The organism is Nonomuraea pusilla, from assembly GCF_900109355.1.
Classification (GTDB): Bacteria; Actinomycetota; Actinomycetes; order Streptosporangiales; family Streptosporangiaceae; genus Nonomuraea; species Nonomuraea pusilla.
This window is the reverse complement of sequence record NZ_FOBF01000003.1, coordinates 190,866-207,616: the sequence shown is the minus strand read 5'-3', so window position 1 is coordinate 207,616 and position 16,751 is coordinate 190,866. Positions and strand designations below refer to the sequence as shown.

The window sequence follows — 16,751 nt, the reverse complement described above, 5'->3', positions numbered from 1 at the left end:
TTGCGGCGTACTGTGCGGTCATGGGTGCTTATGACGTGGTTGTGGCGGGCGGGGGGCACAACGGGCTGGTCGCCGCGGCCTACCTGGCCGGGGCGGGACGGCGGGTGCTCGTGCTGGAACGGCTCGGCCACGTCGGCGGCCTGGCCATCTCGGCCCGCGCCTTCCCCGGCGTGGACGTGCGCCTGTCGCGCTACTCGTACCTCGTCAGCCTGCTCCCCGACAAGATCGTGCGGGACCTGGGCCTCGGCCTGGAGGTGCGCAGGAGGCGGTACGCCTCGTACACCCCGAAGGGCGGCACCGGCCTGCTCGTCGACAACGAGGACCAGGCGCGCACGGCGGAGTCGTTCAAGAGCGTGACGGGCGGCGACGCCGACCACAAGGCCTGGCAGGACTTCTACGGCATGGTCGCGCGGGTCGCCCGCACCCTGGCCCCGACGCTGCTCGAACCGCTGCGCGCGCCCGCCGAGATCGAGCGCCTGGTCGGGCGGGAGGCGTGGCGCGACCTGTTCGCCCGGCCCGTCGGACAGACCGTGGACGAGCGGTTCGCCGACGACACCGTGCGGGGCGTCGTGCTGACCGACGCGCTCATCGGCACGTTCGCCGACCCGTCGGAGGACCTCCTGGCCAACCGCTGCTTCCTCTACCACGTCATCGGCAACGGGACGGGCGAGTGGAACGTCCCCGTGGGCGGCATGGGCGCGGTCTCGGCCGCGCTGGAGTCCGCCGCCAGGCGCGCGGGCGCCGAGATCAGGACGGGCGCCGAGATCGTCGGCATCTCACCGTCGGGCGAGGTGACGTTCACGGACAGGGACGGCGAGCACACAGTGACGGGCGGCCACGTGCTGGTCAACCTGCCGCCCGCGGTGCTGGAGCGGGTGACGGGCGGGCGAGCGGAGCCGCCCGAGGGCGCGCAGCTCAAGGTCAACATGGTGCTGAGCCGCCTGCCCGGGCTCAAGGACCCGGCGGTGGACCCGCGGGCGGCGTTCAGCGGGACGTTCCACATCAACGAGGGACGCGACCAGCTCGCCGCCGCGTACGCGCAGGCGGCCGGCGGGAGCGTCCCCGACCTGCCGCCGGCCGAGGTGTACTGCCACTCGCTGACCGACCCGTCGATCCTCGGCCCGGAGCTCAGGGGCAGGGCCGAGACGATGACCCTGTTCGGGCTGCACATGCCCGCGCGCCTGTTCAGGCAGGACCCCGAGAGGGCGCGGGCGCGGGCGCTGCGGGCGACGTTCGCCTCGCTCGACTCGGTGCTGGCCGAGCCGATCGAGGACTGCCTGCTGCGCGCGCCCGACGGCAGCCCGTGCGTCGAGGTGAAGACCCCGGTGGACCTGGAGACGGAGGCGGGGCTGCCCGGCGGCCACATCTTCCACCGCGACCTGAGCTGGCCGTACGGCGAGGGGGGCGGCTGGGGCGTGGAGACCGCGTACGAGCGCGTCCTGCTGTGCGGCGCGGGCGCCGTCAGGGGCGGCGGCGTCAGCGGCATCCCGGGCCACAACGCCGCCATGGCACTCCTCGCCCGCCGCTAGCCGCCGTCCCTCCAGGGGAGGGGTGGTCCCGGGGCTCGGCGGCCTTCATCACGTTCTCATGATGGGACCGTACCGTGGAGGGCATGACTGAGCCCGCACGGTTGCTGGTGGTGGACGACGAGCCCGCGTTGCGCGAGGCGCTGCAGTCGAGCCTCGAGTTCGAGGGCTACAAGGTCACCACCGCCGACGACGGGCAGGCCGCCCTGGACGAGCTGGCCCGCGAGGCGTACGACGCCGTGCTGCTCGACGTCATGATGCCCCGCCTCGACGGGCTGACGGCCTGCCGCAGGCTGCGCGCGGCGGGCAACCACGTGCCGGTCCTCATGCTCACGGCGCGCGACGCCGTCGGCGACCGGGTCTCCGGCCTCGACGCGGGGGCCGACGACTACCTGGTCAAGCCGTTCGAGCTGGACGAGCTGCTGGCCCGGGTGCGCGCCCTGCTGCGGCGCGGCGCGCTGTCCGCCGCCCCGGAGGACGACGGCGCCCTGGCGTACGGCGACCTGCGCATGGACCCCGCGACCAGGGAGGTGACGCGCGGCGGGCGCGGGCTCGACCTGACCCGGACCGAGTACCTCCTCATGGAGCTGTTCCTGTCGCACCCGCGGCAGGTGCTGACCCGCGACCAGATCCTCAGCGAGGTGTGGGGCTTCGACTTCGAGCCGACGTCCAACTCCCTCGACGTGTACGTCATGTACCTGCGGCGCAAGACGGAGGCCGCGGGCGAGCCCCGCGTGATCCACACCGTCCGGGGCGTGGGGTACGTCCTGCGGAACTCGCCGTGATCTGGAACAGCCTCCGTACGCGCCTGACCCTGCTGGTCGGGATCGCGGTGTCCCTGGCGATCGCGATCAGCGCGGGCGCCTGCTTCATGATCGTCCGCCATCAGCTGTACGACCAGGTGGACAGGGAACTGCGGCACCCGAGCGACCTGCCGTGGCTGCAGCGCTCGTGCGGCCCCGACCCGGTGTCGGAGCGCCCCTACGGGCCGCCGCAGTCCACCCAGATCGTCTACGGCGACGGCCGTCCCACCTGCTACCTCGGCACCGCGCTGACGATCACGCAGGACGACCTGACCATCGCCGCCAAGGGCGGCTACCACCTGCACAACGGCACCACCACCGACGGCAGGCCGATGCGCATCCTCACGCAGGGGGTCGGGCCCGGCATGGCGGTGATGGACGCCAAGCCGATCGGCCAGCTCCAGAACACGCTGCGCAACGTGGCGCTGCTGCTCGGCGTCGTCTCGGCGCTCGGCGTGCTCGGCGCGGCCTCCGCCGGGCTGCTCATCGGCAGGGCCGCGCTGCGCCCGGTGGGCAGGCTCACCCGGGCCGCCGAGCACATCGCCGAGACCGAGGACCTCGGCACGCGCATCCCGGTCCAGGGCGGCGACGAGATCGCCAGGCTGGGCCGCGCGTTCAACGCCATGACCGCCGCCCTGGCCGGCTCCCGCGAGCGGCAGCGCCAGCTCGTCGCCGACGCCGGGCACGAGCTGCGCACCCCGCTCACCACCTTGCGCACCAACATCGACCTGCTGCTGCGCAGCGAGCAGACGGGACGCAGCCTCGACCCCGCCGCCAAGGAGCGGCTGCTCGTCAACGTCAAGGCGCAGTTCGCGGAGCTGTCCACGCTGGTCGCGGACCTGCTCCAGCTCGCGCGCGGCGAGAACGACCGCGAGCCGCCCGCCGAGCTGGGCCTGCACGAGGTGGTCACCGCCGCCGTCGAGCGGGCCAGGCTGCGCGGCGCCCAGGTGGTCACCGACCTCACCCCCTGGTACGTCGTCGGCGGCGCGGCCTCGCTGGAGCGCGCCGTGCTCAACCTCATCGACAACGCGGCCAAGTTCAGCCCCGGCGGGCAGGTCGAGGTGACGCTGGAGGACGGGCGGCTGACCGTCAGGGACCACGGCCCCGGCATCCCCGAGGAGGAGCTGCCGAACGTCTTCGAGCGGTTCTGGCGCTCGCCGTCGGCGCGGGGCCTGCCCGGCTCCGGGCTGGGCCTGGCGATCGTGGCGCAGGCGGTGCAGGAGTCGGGCGGCGCCGTCCACCTGGCCAACGCGCCCGGCGGCGGAATCATCGCGACCATAGATCTTCCCGGGAATCTCACTCGTCACTCAGAATCGGATAAGTCGTCTTAAAGGCCCGAATTCTGAAGTGGACGCATGGAGACAACTGTCAGGACGCGCCTGGTCGAGGTGGTCGTCCCGGTCCACAACGAGCAGCGGGCGCTGCGCGCCAGCGTCGCCCGGCTGCAGACCTACCTCGCCGGCACGTTCCCCTACGGCTTCCGCATCACGATCGCCGACAACGCGAGCACCGACGACACCTGGCAGATCGCCAGGGAACTCGCCGCAGAACTGCCGAACGTCCGCGCCGTCCACCTCGACGCCAAGGGCCGCGGCAGGGCGCTGCGCCGGGTCTGGTCCGAGAGCGACGCCGACGTCGTCAGCTACATGGACGTGGACCTGTCCACCGACCTCGACGCCTTCCTCCCCCTCGTGGCCCCCCTGCTGTCCGGCCACAGCGACCTCGCCATCGGCACCCGCCTGGCCAGGGACTCCCGCGTGGTGCGCGGGCCCAAGCGCGAGTTCATCTCCCGCTCGTACAACCTGCTGCTGCGCGGCCTCATGGGGGCGCGCTTCTCCGACGCGCAGTGCGGCTTCAAGGCCGCCCGCGCCGAGATCGTCCAGGCGCTGCTCCCCGCCGTCGAGGACGAGGAGTGGTTCTTCGACACCGAGCTGCTGCTGCTCGCCGAGCGGCACGGGCTGCGCATCCACGAGGTGCCCGTCGACTGGGTGGACGACCCCGACAGCCGCGTGGACATCCTGCGGACCGCGCTCGACGACCTGCGCGGCCTGGCCAGGGTGGCGCGCAGGACGCTGTGGGGCGCGGCCCGCCTGCCCGTGCCCGCCCGCGTCCGGCAGGCCGAGCTGCCCAAGGGCATGGCGCACCAGCTCCCCAGGTTCGCGGTCGTCGGCGTGGTCAGCACGCTCGCCTACCTGGCGCTGTTCTCGCTGCTGCGGCAGGCCGCGCCCGCGCAGGCGGCCAACGCGGTCGCGCTGCTCGTCACCGCCGTGGCCAACACCGCCGCCAACCGCCGCTTCACCTTCGGCGTGACCGGTTCGGCCGGGGCGATGCGCCACCAGTTCGAAGGCCTGATCGCGTTCCTCGTCGGCCTGGCGCTCACCTCCGGCGGCCTGTGGCTGCTGCCCGCCGGAGTCTCGCACGGCGTCGAGCTCGTCGCCGTCATCGTGGCCAACGCGCTGGCCACGCTCGCGCGCTTCCTGCTGCTGCGCGTCTGGGTGTTCAACCCGAGGCGGAGGGCCGGCCGATGAGCGTCGCCACCACCTCCCCGTCCCGGCGCGCCCACCCGGCGTCGCCCGGCCGCGCCGCCCGCCTGCTCCTCGGCTCCGAGAGCGACCCGCGCTGGTCGCGCCCCGCCCTGTGGGCGGTGCTCGCCGCCGCGTCCGTCCTGTACGCCTGGGGCCTGCGCGGCGACGCCAACGAGTACTACGCCGCCGCCGTCCTGTCCGGCACGCAGAGCTGGAAGGCGTTCTTCTTCGGCGCGCTCGACGCCGGGTCGTTCATCACCGTGGACAAGCCGCCGCTGGCGCTGTGGGTGATGGGCCTGTCGGCGCGGATCTTCGGGTACGGCACCTGGAGCATGCTGCTCCCGCAGACGCTGGCCGGCGTGGCCGCCGTCGCGCTCGCCCACTCGGCGGTGCGCGGGTCGTTCGCCGACGCCCGCCAGGGGCACGCCGCCGCGCTGGTCGCGGCCGTGGCCATGACGCTGACCCCGATCACCGTCGCCATCAACCGCGACAACAACCCCGACACCGTGCTGGTGCTGCTGCTGGTGCTCGCCGCCTGGTTCTGCCTGCGGGCGCTGCGCACCGGACGGACGGCGCCGCTGCTGCTGTGCGCGCTGCTCGTCGGCCTCGGATTCAACACGAAGATGCTCCAGGCGTACCTGGTGGTGCCCGCGTTCGCGGCGGCGTACCTGGCCTGCGCCCGCGTCCCCTGGCCGCGCCGGGTGGGGCGGCTGCTCGCGGCGGGCGCGGTGCTGGCGGTCTCCAGCGCCTGGTGGATGGTCGTGGTGGACCTGTGGCCCGCCGGGTCGCGGCCGTACGTCGGCGGCTCCACCGACGACTCCGTCCGGGACCTCGTCATCGGTTACAACGGCCTGGGCCGGATCTTCGGCCAGAGCGGGGGCGGCGCCGGACGCGGCCCCGGCTTCGGCGGCGCCGGCTTCGGCGGTGAGGCGGGCGCCGGGCGGCTGTTCAACGACATCGTCGGGGGCCAGATCTCCTGGCTGCTGCCGTTCTGCGCGGTGGCGCTGGCGTTCGCCGTGGCCGCCCGGCTGCGGCGGATCGACGCCGGAGGCGCCTCCGACGCCGCCTGGCTGCTGTGGGGCGGCTGGCTGGCCGTCCACTACGTGATCTTCAGCTTCGCCGGCGGGACCTTCCACCCGTACTACACCACTGCCATGGCCCCGGCCGTCGCCGCGCTCACCGGCATGGGCGCGGTGGGCATGTGGCAGGCGTACCGGCGGTCGCGGGCGTGGTGCTGGGTGCTGCCGCTGGCCGTGGCCGCCACCGGCGGGTGGTCGTTCACCGTGCTGCGCCGCACGCCCGACTGGGCGCCCTGGCTGGCCTGGACGGTGCTCGGGGCGACCGCCGTCGCCGTCGCGGGGCTGCTCCTGGCCCGGCTGCGGCCGGGGCCCGCCCGGGTGGCGGGGGTCGCGCTGGCGGCGGCCCTGGCCGCCGGGCTGGCCGGGCCCGCCGCGTACGCGGTGACGCCGCTCCAGTCCGAGGTCAACGGCACCAACCCGACGGCGGGGCCGTCCACGGGGCGCGCGGGCGGCTTCGGCATGCCGGGCCGCATGCCCCCCGGCGGTTTCCCCTCGACGGCCGGCCGGACGCCTCCCGCAGGCTCGGGCGGCTTCGGACGGGGCGTCGGCGCCGGGCTGGCCTCCTACCTCGTCGCCCACCAGGGCAACGCCACCTGGCTCGTGGCCGTGAACAGCGCCCAGCAGGCGTCGTCCATCATCCTCGCCACGGGCAGGCCCGCGCTCGCCATGGGCGGCTTCACCGGCGGCGACCCCGCGATGACCGTCAGCAGGATCGAGGAGCTCGTCGCGTCCGGACGGCTCCGCTACGTCCTGCAGGACGGCGGCGGCGCCCCCGGGCGGGGGAACAGCGAGGTCGCGGCCTGGGTCACGCGCGACTGCGCGGCCGTGGACGGCCAGGACGGCCTGTACGACTGCGGTTCCTGACCGCGCGGCGATGTCCGGCGGGCCCGGGTGCCAGTAGGCTTGCCGCGTGCGGAGTACGACCCGGGCCGAGCAGGCGGACCAGCGCAGAGCCGAGCTCCTTGAGGCCACCCGTAAGGTGGTGCTGGAGCGCGGCCTCGCCCATACCCGCATCGCCGACATCGCCAAGTCGATCAACGTCAGCGGCGGGCTCATCCACTACCACTTCGCCACCAAGGACGAGCTGATCACCGCGATGATCCGGGCGACTCTCGACATCGAGAGCGCCCGGCTCAAGGAGATCATCGAGGGGCCGGGCCCGGCGGTGCGGCGGCTCGACCGGGTGCTGCGCTACTACATCCCCGAGTCGCACGACGACCAGAGCTGGCTGCTGTGGATCGACGCGTGGAACGCCGGGCTGCGCGAGCCCGCCGTCAACGCGATCATGCTGGAGCTGGAGGAGGCCTGGCTCGACGCGCTGGCCCGGGTGCTGGCGGCGGGCGCGGCCTCGGGCGAGTTCACCTGCGACGACCCGGCGGGCGCCGCCGAGCGCATCGACGCCATGCTCGACGGCCTGATCATCCGCTACACCCTGCACCCCGACGTCCTCGACCGGGCCCGGCTGCTCACGCACGCGCGCACGGCCGCGGCGAGGGAGGCGGGCATCCCGGTGGAGGCGTTCGCGGAGGACGGCGAGCCGGGCTGACCCCTGGCTCCCGCCGGGCCCGGCCGGTCAGGCGGGGAGGGCGGCGAGGAGGTAGGCGAGGCGGGCGGCGGCCGACTCGACGTCCTCGCTGGTGCCGAGGCGGTAGCCCCACGAGGTGACGAAGACGCCCTCGTCGGAGCAGGTGACGGTCTCGCTCAGCGTGGTGGAGAAGCGGTTGCGCACCGACACGTACGCCGGGTCGCTCGACAGCCTGAGGCGCTGCACCGACAGGTCGGCGTGACGGCCCGCGTGCCACGCGAACCGCTCAAGGCACAGCACGGTGTCCAGCATCATGCGCCACCTCCGCAACGTCTCGCGACAGAGTTGCACGATCTTGCGGCGGTGGCAAGCAATTGCTGCTGGAACTTTGCACGTTATTAACGTTGGTCGTGAATCTTGTCAGCGATAGTGGTGAAGAAGGCGGATGATCACCTCCCGGCCGGATTCGTCGAACTCCGCGACCTTGGCGTAGTCGTCGAAGGCGCGGACGTAGAAGGCCACGTCGTCGGGGTCGCGCAGCACGAGGTCCTTGGTCATGGTCGCCACGCCGACCATGGACTCGTTGTAGATCCAGAAGCCGTTGACCGGCGCGGACGGCAACTCGGCGGCGAGGGGGACGACGCCGAACCCGACGTTCGGCAGGGTGCTGACGGCGAGCAGCCGGTCGAGCTGCCCGCGCATCACGTCGGCGGGGGCGAGCCGGGTGCGCAGCGCCGCCTCCGTCACCACGAACCTGAACGTGCGCGAGCGGTCGTAGAGGATCTCCTGACGCTGCATCCGCACCCGCACGGCCGCGTCGATCTGGTCGTCCGCGCTGTAGAGCCGCCTGACCTTCCTGAAGACGTGCCTCGCGTACTCGGACGTCTGCAGCAGGCCGACGACGATGCCCGGCTCGAACACCCGGAACAGCGTCGTCCTGGCCTCCAGGTCGCGGATGTCCTCCTGCAGCGCGGCCAGGCCGCCGCGGTGCCGCTGCTTCCAGTCGTCGTGACGTTCGAGCAGCGCCATCGACCGCGCGATGAGCTCGTCCGTGACCTCGGGCGGGGCGCCGACCGCCTGCGCCCAGACGACGACGTCGTCCTCGGTGGGAGTCTGCCTGGCGTTCTCCAGGCGGGAGACCTTGGACGGCTGCCACCGCAGCCGCTCGGCGAGGTCCTTGCCCGACAGGTGGGCGGCCTCGCGGAGCCCGCGCAGCCGGCACCCCAGGTCGATGCGCGCCTGCTGAAACGACGTCACGCCGCTAGAGGCTAGACCCGGTGACGTCGATCATGCCAGGGGCAGTCACGCAATCGTGACCGAGCGGTCGCCGATGGTGGCGCGCCGCCGGTCAGGGACGGGGTCGGCGGGTGTCGGGCAGCACCTGGCGGGCGATCTCGGTGATCAGCTCGCGGGGCACCTCGACGGCCGTCTCGCCGTCGAGGACGTCGCGCAGGTCCGCGAGCGCCTCGGGGTCGGTGACCTGGAGCCCCTGGATCACGATCGTGCCCCGGTCGGTCTCGTACAGGGTGGGGCAGGCGCCCGCCTCCGAGGTGGAGCCGAGGAACCGCATGCGCATGACGATCCTTCCCCAAATGAGGTGCAATTGCGCGCAATTGTAGAGCTGTGTGGGTGAGATGGCGCCTTTTTCCGAAAAATCCGGATTAGCGAAGAAGGCCGGACATGATGTCGTGTGCCCGCGCGAACAGGTCCAGCGTGGTGGCGTGCAGGAAGTCGCCGATCTCCTTCGGCGCCTTCCCCGCGCAGGCCCGCGCGTGCGTGCCCTCCAGGACGATGCCGAGCTTGAAGCAGGCCATGACGGCGTACCAGTCGACGGACGACAGGTCGCGGTCGGACAGCGCCGCGTAGCACTCCACCAGCTCGCGCGGCGACGGCAGCCCCGGGACGTGACCGTCGTTGCTCGGCCACGTCGCGATCAGCCAGCCCAGGTCGAGCAGCGGGTCGCCGATCGTGCTCATCTCCCAGTCCACGATGGCGGCGACGCGCGGGCCGTCGAAGGCGAACATGAGGTTGGCGAAGTGGTAGTCGCCGTGCATGACGCCCGGCGTGAAGGAGGCGGGCAGGCGGTCGGTCAGCCACCGGGCCGTCTCCTCCAGATGGGGGATGTCGGGGCCCGGGTAGCCGTCCAGCGCACCGTACGAGTCGAGCTCCGCCCTCCAGCGCGGCACCTGGCGCTCCAGGAACCCCTCCGGCTTGCCGTAGCCCGGCAGCACCACGGGATCGACGCGGCCCAGCTCGGCCAGCGCGACCGCGGCCTCCAGGCCCATCCGGTGCCTGACGGCCGGGTCGGACGCGTGCGGCTCCGGCAGGCCGGTCGAGGGGTTGAACCCGTCCACCGGCTCCATCAGGTAGAAGACCGGCTCGCGCTCCGTCTGCGCGGCGACCAGGCGGGGCACAGGCACCGGGGTGTCGCGAAGCGCCGCGAGCACCCGCGCCTCGCGCCGCAGCACCTCGTTGCTCCTGGGCCTGGCGTGCAGCGGGGGCCTGCGCAGGACGTACGGCACGCCCGCCCGCTCGAACCGCACCATGACGTTCTGCGTGCCGCCCGTCACCGGGACCGCGCCGGTGACCGGGCCGGGCGGCAGGCCCTGGCCGTCCATCCACGCGCCGAGCGCGTCGAAGTCGATGGCGCCGACGTCGATGTGCGTGGAGGTCATGCGCCGCCCCTCAGCCTGAACAGAACCATATTCGGTACGAATCCTACGAGAGCCCCCCGGCGGGCCTCAACCCAGCGCCTGCATGTACGGCGTGAACTGCCGGGACCTGTCGCCCGGCAGGTCGCCGTGCCGCACCATCTGCGCGACCTCCCACGGCTCGCCCATGCCGTGCCCGCGCGCCCAGGCCACCAGGCCCTCCTTGGCCAGGTCGAGGTCCATGCGCACCTCGCCGCCCGCCTCCAGCGCCAGGTCGCCGAGGAGGGCGCGGGCCGTCTCCTCGTCGCGCGCCACCACCGGGCCGATCACCACGTTGTCGTCGTTGCGCCACGCGTGGCCGAACCCGCCGTCCGCGACCCTGACCTGCTCCCCGAACGAGAACATCCGGCGCAGCGGCGCCGACCTGTCCGTGCCGAACACCTCGGCGTCCAGCTCCAGGATCGCGCCGAGGTCCGCCTCCGTGGCCGGGCGCGTCCTGCCCGACCGCTCACCCCGGAAGACACCCGTGTGCTTCGCCGTCCTGCCCACCCCCCGGAAGCCCAGGCGCTCGTACAGCGGGCGGCCGAACTCCGTCGCGTACAGCGAGACCGTCCTGTCACCCGCCTGCTCCAGCACGTGCTCCATCAGCCTGCGCCCCAGGCCCCGCCGGTCGAACCGCGACGCGGTCAGCACCATGCTGATCACCCCGTGGTCCGCGCCGTAGCGGGTGAGGATGTTCGTCGCGGCCAGGCCGTCGCCGTCGGGCGCGTCGATCCCGTACGGCTCGCCGACGTCGAACAGCAGGCGCCACTTGCGCCGCTCCGGCAGCCAGCCGCGGTCGGCGGCGAGCACCGCGCAGCGGTCGAGGTCGTCGGGCGTCAGGCGGCGGATCGTCATGCCGGACATCCTTCAGCACCCCCGGCACGGATCTCAAAGGGTTTGACGGCCACCATGGGGTGATGGAACACGTCGTCGCGGTCGATCTCGGTGGAACGACCATGAAGGGCGGGCTCGTCGCGCGGGACGGGACGATCCTGCACGCCGAGCGCCGCCCGACACCCCGCGCCGAGGGGCCGGACGCGGTCGTCGCCGCCGTCTCCGCCTTCGTCACCGCCCTCACCGAACACCACCCCGCCCCCGGGTGTGGCTCCGCGTCCGGCTTCGTGCCTGGCCCCGCGACCGGCTCCGCGCCGCGGGCCGTGGGGCTCGTCGTCCCCGGGCTCGTCACGCCGGCGCGCGCCGTCTTCTCGGCCGCCTTCGGCTGGCGGGACGTCCCCGCCGAGGCGTTCACCGACGTGGACCTGCCGGTGGCGCTAGGCCACGACGTCCGCGCGGCCGGGGAGGCCGAACTCGCCCACGGCCTGCCGGGCGACGCACCCTCAGGCGACGTCCTGTTCGTGCCCATCGGCACCGGCATCGCGGGAGCCGTCGCGCTGTCCGGCTCCCTGTACGGCGGCGCGTCCGGGTGGGCCGGCCAGATCGGGCACATCCCCGTACGGCCCGGTGGCCTGCCCTGCGGGTGCGGGCAGCGTGGCTGCCTGTCCGCGTACGCCTCGGCAGGAGCCGTGGCCGCCCGTTGCGGCGAGACGTCCGCCGAGGAGGTGCTGCGGCGCGTCCGGCGGGGCGACGCCCACGCCCGGCAGGTCTGGGACGACGCCGTCGAGACGCTCGCCCTGGCGCTGGCCACGTACACGCTGCTGCTGGACCCCGAGCTGGTCGTCATCGGCGGCGGGCTCTCCCTGGCGGGGCCCGCGCTGATCGGGCCGCTCCGCGACCGCCTGGCCGCCCGCCTCGCCTTCCGCCGCCCGCCCCGCGTACGGGCCTCCCGCCTCGGCCCCGACGCGGGCCTCCTCGGCGCGGCCCTGCTCGCCTGGCGCGCCACCTGAACCGGGCGGCGGAGCGGGACGGTCAGGGCGGGGCGGCGGAGCCGGGCGGTCAGGGGAGCAGGGCGGTCAGGGGAGCAGGGCGGCCGGGATGTCGACGAGCGCGGCCCGCAGTTCCTCGCCCAGCGCCTTGGCCTGGGCGTCCATGCGCGGATTGGCCGCCACGCCCCGCCCCAGCAGGCCGCGGACGACGAAGTTCAGCGCCCTGAGGTTGGGCAGCTCGTACCGGTCCACGCGGTGCCCGGCCAGGCCGGGGAGCAGCCGGGTGAGCGCGTCCGCCGTCAGGAACGACGCCAGCCACGCGTACTGCTCGTCGCCGCGCACCCAGACGCCCACGTTCGCGTCGCCGCCCTTGTCGCCGGACCGCGCGCCCGCCAGCCGCCCCAGCGGCACCCGCACAGACGGCGCACCCGCAGGCCCGGCCGCCGGCCCGCCCGCCCGGCGGGCCACAGGGCGGGCCGCCCGATCGTCCTCCGGCCCGCTGACCGGGCCGCCGGGCATGCCCTGCCGTTCCGCCGGTCCGTCCTCCCCGGCAGGCGGCTGCGGCTCCTCGTACGGGATCTCCTCCCCGTCCACGAAGACGCGCGGGCGGACCTCCGAGCGCGGCACCAGCACCGGCCAGAACACCCCGTACGGCGAGGCGCCGCCCGGCGGCGTCAGCGCGTAGCACCCCGGGTAACCGGCCAGCGCCGTCTCCACCACCGCCGAGGAGAACGCGCGGCCCGCGCGCCGCCCGTCGGCGTCCATGACGGTGATGCGCAGCAGGCCCGACGGGGTCAGCTCGACGTCGGCCCGGTCGAAGGAGTCGCGGGGGATCCGCGCCCAGACGGCCTCCTCGGCGGCCCGGGCCTTCTCCTCGATGTCCAGGCCGGTCAGGACGAGCGTCATCGTGTTGCGGTAGCCGCCGAGGACGGTGACGGCGGCCTTCAGCGTCGCGGGCGGCGGCTCGCCCCGCACGCCCGACACGAGCACCCGGTCGGGGCCGTCCTGCGTGAGCGTCACCGTGTCGAACCTGGCCACCACGTCGGGCCCGAGGTAACGCGGCCCGGCGATCTCGTACAGGAGCTGCGCGGTCACCGTGCCCACCGACACCAGGCCGCCCGTGCCCGGGTGCTTCGTGATGACGGCGGAGCCGTCCGCGCGCAGCTCGGCGAGCGGGAAGCCGCAGTGCGCCAGGTCGGGCACCTCCTGGAAGAAGGCGTAGTTGCCGCCGGTGGCCTGGCAGCCGCACTCGATGACGTGCCCGGCCACGACCGACCCGGCCAGCGCGTCCAGGTCGTCAGGACCCCACCCGAACCTCCACATGCCGGGGCCCGTCACCAGCGCGGCGTCGGTGACGCGCCCGGTCACGACGACGTCGGCGCCCGCCGACAGCGCCGCCGCGATCGGACGCCCGCCCAGGTAGGCGTTCGCGGTGAGCGGGGCGGCGTCGAGCCGTTCGCCGGTGTCGGCGTTGACCAGGTCGAGCGGGCGGCCGGTGAGGTCGTCGCCCGTGACGTGGGCGACCGAGGGGGACAGGCCGAGCCGGTGCGCCAGCTCGCGCACCGCCTCGGCGCAGCCCGCCGGGTCGAGCCCGCCCGCGTTCGCGACGATCCTGACGCCGCGGTCGAGGCAGGCGCCGAGGACGTCCTCCAGCTGGCGCAGGAACGTGGGAGCGTAGCCGGGGCGGCCCTTCATCCGGTTGCCGGCCAGGATGAGCATGGTCAGCTCGGCCAGCCAGTCGCCGGTGAGCACGTCGATCGGGCCGCCCTCGACCATCTCACGCGCCGCCGACAGCCGGTCGCCGTAGAAGCCGCTGCAGTTGGCGACCCGCAGCACGTCCCTGCCCGCAGGGCGATGCGCGACGACTCCCGCGCCCGCGCCCGTGCCCGTCGCGGCGCCTGTCACGGCACCCACCGGGGCTTCCGCTTCTCCCTGAACGCCGTGATGCCCTCCTGCCCCTCCGCCGACGTGAACCGTTCGGCCGACAGCTCCGCCATCCGCCGCAGCCCCTCCTCGAAAGGCACCTGCGGCACCTCACGCACCATCCGCTTGGTGATCGCCAGCGCCTCCGGGCCGCCCTCCAGCAGCATGCCGGTGTAGTGCGCCACCGCCGCGTCCAGCTCCTCCTCCGGTACGGCGCGGTTGAGCAGCCCGATCTCCACCGCCCGCGCCGCGTCGAACACCTCGCCGGTCAGGAAGTACTCCGCCGCCGCCCGCGGGTCGAGCCTCCGCAGCACCGGTACGGCGATCATGGCCGGCACCACCCCGAGCCGTACCTCGGAGAAGGCGAAGGACGCGCTCAGCGGCGCGACGGCGAAGTCGCAGGCGGCCACCAGCCCGAGCCCGCCCGCCCTGGCCGTGCCGTTCAGGCGGCAGACGACCGGCTTCGGGCTCTCCCACAGCCGCGTGAGGACCCCCGGGAACGCCTCCGTGACCGGGGCGCCCCCGGCGCGCTGCTCCTTCAGGTCGGCCCCCGAGCAGAACACCGGGCCCGCGCCGGTCAGCACGATCACGCGGGCGTCCGGCTCCTTCAACGCCCAGTCGAGCCGCGACTCCAGTTCCGAGAGCAGGCGCGAGGACAGCGCGTTGCGGTTCGGCGGCGAGTCGAGCGTGATCGTCGCCACTCCGCCCGCCAGCTCCCCGTGCACCAGGCCCGTCATGACTCCTCCTCGCCTGCGGCCACCCGGCCGGGGGCCGCCTCGCTCACGTCCGCGCCGCCCTCCGGGGGCGCGCCCGTACCAGTGTCCAGCGCCCCGGGAGGCCCGCCGCCGCCGGGGCACCCGTCCCGCCCGCCCCGCGAGCCACCGCCTGAGGCCTGCGACTCGGCGGGCGGGGCGATGACCACGAGCACCGTTCCCGCCTCCACCTGGCGGCCCTTCTCGACCAGGACCTCCGACACCACGCCGTCCGCCGGCGCCGTGACGCGGTGCTCCATCTTCATCGCCTCCAGAACCAGCACCGCCTGCCCCCCGGACACCCGGTCGCCGGGGGCGACCTCGACCCGCAGCACGGTCCCCGGCATCGGGGCCGGCAGCGACCCCGGCGCGACCCGCTCGACCGGCTCGGGCAGACGCGGCAGCGGCGTCAGCACGACGTGCCCGCTCTCGCCGTCCACGTGGACGCGCCCGTCGCCGTACACCGCCACGTCGAACGACCGCCTGACGCCGTCACGCTCCAGCACCACCCGCTCAGGCTCGGCGGCGACCACCACGACGCCGTCCGGCAGCGGGTCGTACCCGGCCTCGGCCTCGGCGAAGCGGGCCACGCGCGGCTGCGAGCGGACGTTGCGCCAGCCGCCGGGAAGACTGCGCAGCACCGTCGCGGACCGCCGGTTCGCGGCCGCCAGGGCGAGAGCGGCGGCCAGCACCGCGGTGCCGTCCGGCGGCGGCGGCGCGGGCGGCGGGCCCCAGGCGTCGAGGAAGCCGGTGTGCGTGTCGCCCGCCAGGAACGCGGGGTCCGTCAGCACGCGCAGCAGCAGCCCCCGGTTCGTGACGGGGCCGTGCAGCCGCGCGCCGCGCAGCGCCGCGGTCAGCTTCCTGATCGCCTCCGCCCGCGTCGCGCCGTACGCGATCACCTTCGCCAGCATCGCGTCGTAGTACGGCGACACGACGGACCCGGACTCCACACCCGCGTCCACCCGGACGTCGCCGGTCACCTCGAACCGGTGCAGCACGCCCGTCTGCGGCACGTACGCGTCGTCCTCGGCGTACAGGCGGGCCTCGACGGCGTGGCCGCGCGGCGCGGGCGGCTCCGGCGGCAGCGGCCTGCCCTCCGCCACCTCGAGCTGGGCGCGCACCAGGTCCAGGCCGTGAACCAGCTCCGTCACCGGGTGCTCGACCTGCAGCCGGGTGTTCATCTCCAGGAACGCCACCCGGTCGCCCCTCACCAGGAACTCGACCGTGCCCGCGCCCACGTACCCGATCGCGCGGGCCGCCCGCACCGCCGCCGCGCACAGCCGCTCCCGCAACTCGGGCGTGACACCCGGCGACGGGCACTCCTCGACCACCTTCTGGTGCCGCCGCTGCACGCTGCACTCGCGCTCGCCGAGCGCCCACACCGTGCCCTGCGCGTCCGCGAGCACCTGCACCTCGACGTGCCTGGCGCCCTCCAGCAGCGGCTCCACGAACACCGCGCCGTCGCCGAACGCCGCCAGCGCCTCCCGGGAGGCCGCCGCGACCTCCGCGTCCAGCAGGGCAGGGTCGCGCACCACCCGCATGCCCCGCCCGCCGCCGCCCGCGGACGCCTTCACCAGCACCGGGTACTCCCACCCGTCGCCGCCGCCGTCCGCCGCCAGCGTGGGGAGTACGGGCACCCCGGCCTCCTGCATCAGCCGCTTAGCCTCGATCTTCGACCCCATCGCCGCGATCGCCCCGGGCGGCGGCCCCACCCACACCAGGCCCGCGTCCAGCACGGCGCGGGCGAACTCCGCGCTCTCCGACAGGAACCCGTACCCCGGGTGCACCGCGTCCGCGCCCGCCGCCCGGCACGCGTCCAGGATCCGTCCGACGTCCAGGTACGTCTCCGCCGGGCGCGCACCCGGGAGGCGTACCGCGAGATCGGCCTCACGGACGTGCGGCAGACCGGCGTCGGGGTCGGAGAAGACGGCGACCGTCGAGACGCCGAGCGCGCGGCAGGTGCGGAAGACGCGGCGGGCGATTTCGCCCCGGTTCGCGACGAGCAGCCGGGTGATCACGGCCGGCTCGGCGGCGGACGGACGGGTGGTCACGGGCGGGTCCGGGACGGGGCGACGGGCGGTCACGGGCGGGTCCGGGACGGG

General features: G+C 74.4%; 15 protein-coding genes. 7 read left to right on the top strand and 8 right to left on the bottom strand.

Annotated elements, in window-relative coordinates:
• The first annotated feature begins 20 nt into the window (after positions 1–20).
• From BMX74_RS06955 to BMX74_RS06930, 6 genes are all read left to right on the top strand, one after another.
• Positions 21–1,529: a phytoene desaturase family protein gene (locus tag BMX74_RS06955; protein WP_091099105.1), complete on the top strand. Its 1,509-nt coding sequence runs from the start codon at positions 21–23 to the stop codon at positions 1,527–1,529.
• Positions 1,530–1,612: 83 nt separating this feature from the next.
• Positions 1,613–2,311: a response regulator transcription factor gene (locus BMX74_RS06950; RefSeq protein ID WP_055506315.1), complete on the top strand. Its 699-nt coding sequence runs from the start codon at positions 1,613–1,615 to the stop codon at positions 2,309–2,311.
• Positions 2,308–3,660, top strand: a complete 1,353-nt coding sequence (locus BMX74_RS06945; protein ID WP_055505751.1) for a HAMP domain-containing sensor histidine kinase — start codon at positions 2,308–2,310, stop codon at positions 3,658–3,660. The genes BMX74_RS06950 and BMX74_RS06945 overlap by 4 nt, the downstream gene beginning before the upstream one ends.
• A 24-nt stretch (positions 3,661–3,684) precedes the next feature.
• Complete coding sequence (locus BMX74_RS06940; protein WP_055505750.1) at positions 3,685–4,857, top strand: bifunctional glycosyltransferase family 2/GtrA family protein; 1,173 nt, start codon at positions 3,685–3,687, stop codon at positions 4,855–4,857.
• Positions 4,854–6,797 carry a mannosyltransferase YkcB-related protein gene (locus BMX74_RS06935; protein ID WP_091099103.1) on the top strand — a complete coding sequence of 648 codons (1,944 nt, stop codon included), beginning with the start codon at positions 4,854–4,856 and terminating at the stop codon, positions 6,795–6,797. The genes BMX74_RS06940 and BMX74_RS06935 overlap by 4 nt, the downstream gene beginning before the upstream one ends.
• Before the next feature lie 46 nt (positions 6,798–6,843).
• Positions 6,844–7,479, top strand: a complete 636-nt coding sequence (locus BMX74_RS06930) for a TetR/AcrR family transcriptional regulator (protein ID WP_063792212.1) — start codon at positions 6,844–6,846, stop codon at positions 7,477–7,479.
• A gap of 27 nt (positions 7,480–7,506) precedes the next feature.
• On the opposite strand, the gene BMX74_RS06925 is transcribed toward BMX74_RS06930, so the two are convergent.
• The 5 genes from BMX74_RS06925 to BMX74_RS06905 all read right to left on the bottom strand — a co-directional run bounded on the left by BMX74_RS06925 (position 7,507) and on the right by BMX74_RS06905 (position 11,006).
• Positions 7,507–7,773, bottom strand: coding sequence for a hypothetical protein (locus BMX74_RS06925; RefSeq protein ID WP_091099100.1), 267 nt, complete (start codon positions 7,771–7,773; stop codon positions 7,507–7,509).
• Between the two features lie 105 nt (positions 7,774–7,878).
• A complete protein-coding gene (locus tag BMX74_RS06920) occupies positions 7,879–8,715 on the bottom strand; it encodes a helix-turn-helix domain-containing protein (protein WP_091099099.1) in 837 nt (278 codons plus the stop codon).
• Between the two features lie 91 nt (positions 8,716–8,806).
• A complete protein-coding gene (locus BMX74_RS06915) occupies positions 8,807–9,034 on the bottom strand; it encodes a hypothetical protein (protein ID WP_055505746.1) in 228 nt (75 codons plus the stop codon).
• Between the two features lie 85 nt (positions 9,035–9,119).
• On the bottom strand, positions 9,120–10,133 hold the full coding sequence (locus BMX74_RS06910; protein WP_091099096.1) for a phosphotransferase family protein: 1,014 nt from the start codon (positions 10,131–10,133) through the stop codon (positions 9,120–9,122).
• A 66-nt stretch (positions 10,134–10,199) separates the two neighbouring features.
• Positions 10,200–11,006: a GNAT family N-acetyltransferase gene (locus BMX74_RS06905; RefSeq protein ID WP_091099094.1), complete on the bottom strand. Its 807-nt coding sequence runs from the start codon at positions 11,004–11,006 to the stop codon at positions 10,200–10,202.
• Positions 11,007–11,068: 62 nt separating this feature from the next.
• On the opposite strand from BMX74_RS06905, the gene BMX74_RS06900 reads away from it, so the two are divergent.
• Entirely contained in the window at positions 11,069–11,995 is a 927-nt protein-coding gene (locus BMX74_RS06900; RefSeq protein WP_091099093.1) for an ROK family protein, read from the top strand.
• Positions 11,996–12,061: 66 nt separating this feature from the next.
• Here BMX74_RS06900 and BMX74_RS06895 read toward each other — a convergent pair whose 3' ends face one another.
• The 3 genes from BMX74_RS06895 to BMX74_RS06885 all read right to left on the bottom strand — a co-directional run bounded on the left by BMX74_RS06895 (position 12,062) and on the right by BMX74_RS06885 (position 16,667).
• Positions 12,062–13,750 (bottom strand): acyclic terpene utilization AtuA family protein, encoded by a 1,689-nt coding sequence (locus BMX74_RS06895; protein WP_420538119.1) that lies wholly within the window; start codon positions 13,748–13,750, stop codon positions 12,062–12,064.
• A gap of 125 nt (positions 13,751–13,875) precedes the next feature.
• The gene (locus BMX74_RS06890) at positions 13,876–14,634 is read right to left on the bottom strand and encodes an enoyl-CoA hydratase-related protein (protein WP_055505741.1); all 759 of its coding nucleotides are present in this window, start codon (positions 14,632–14,634) and stop codon (positions 13,876–13,878) included.
• Entirely contained in the window at positions 14,631–16,667 is a 2,037-nt protein-coding gene (locus BMX74_RS06885) for an ATP-binding protein (RefSeq protein WP_091099526.1), read from the bottom strand. Before BMX74_RS06885 ends, BMX74_RS06890 begins: the two co-directional genes overlap by 4 nt.
• Between the last annotated feature and the right edge of the window lie 84 nt (positions 16,668–16,751).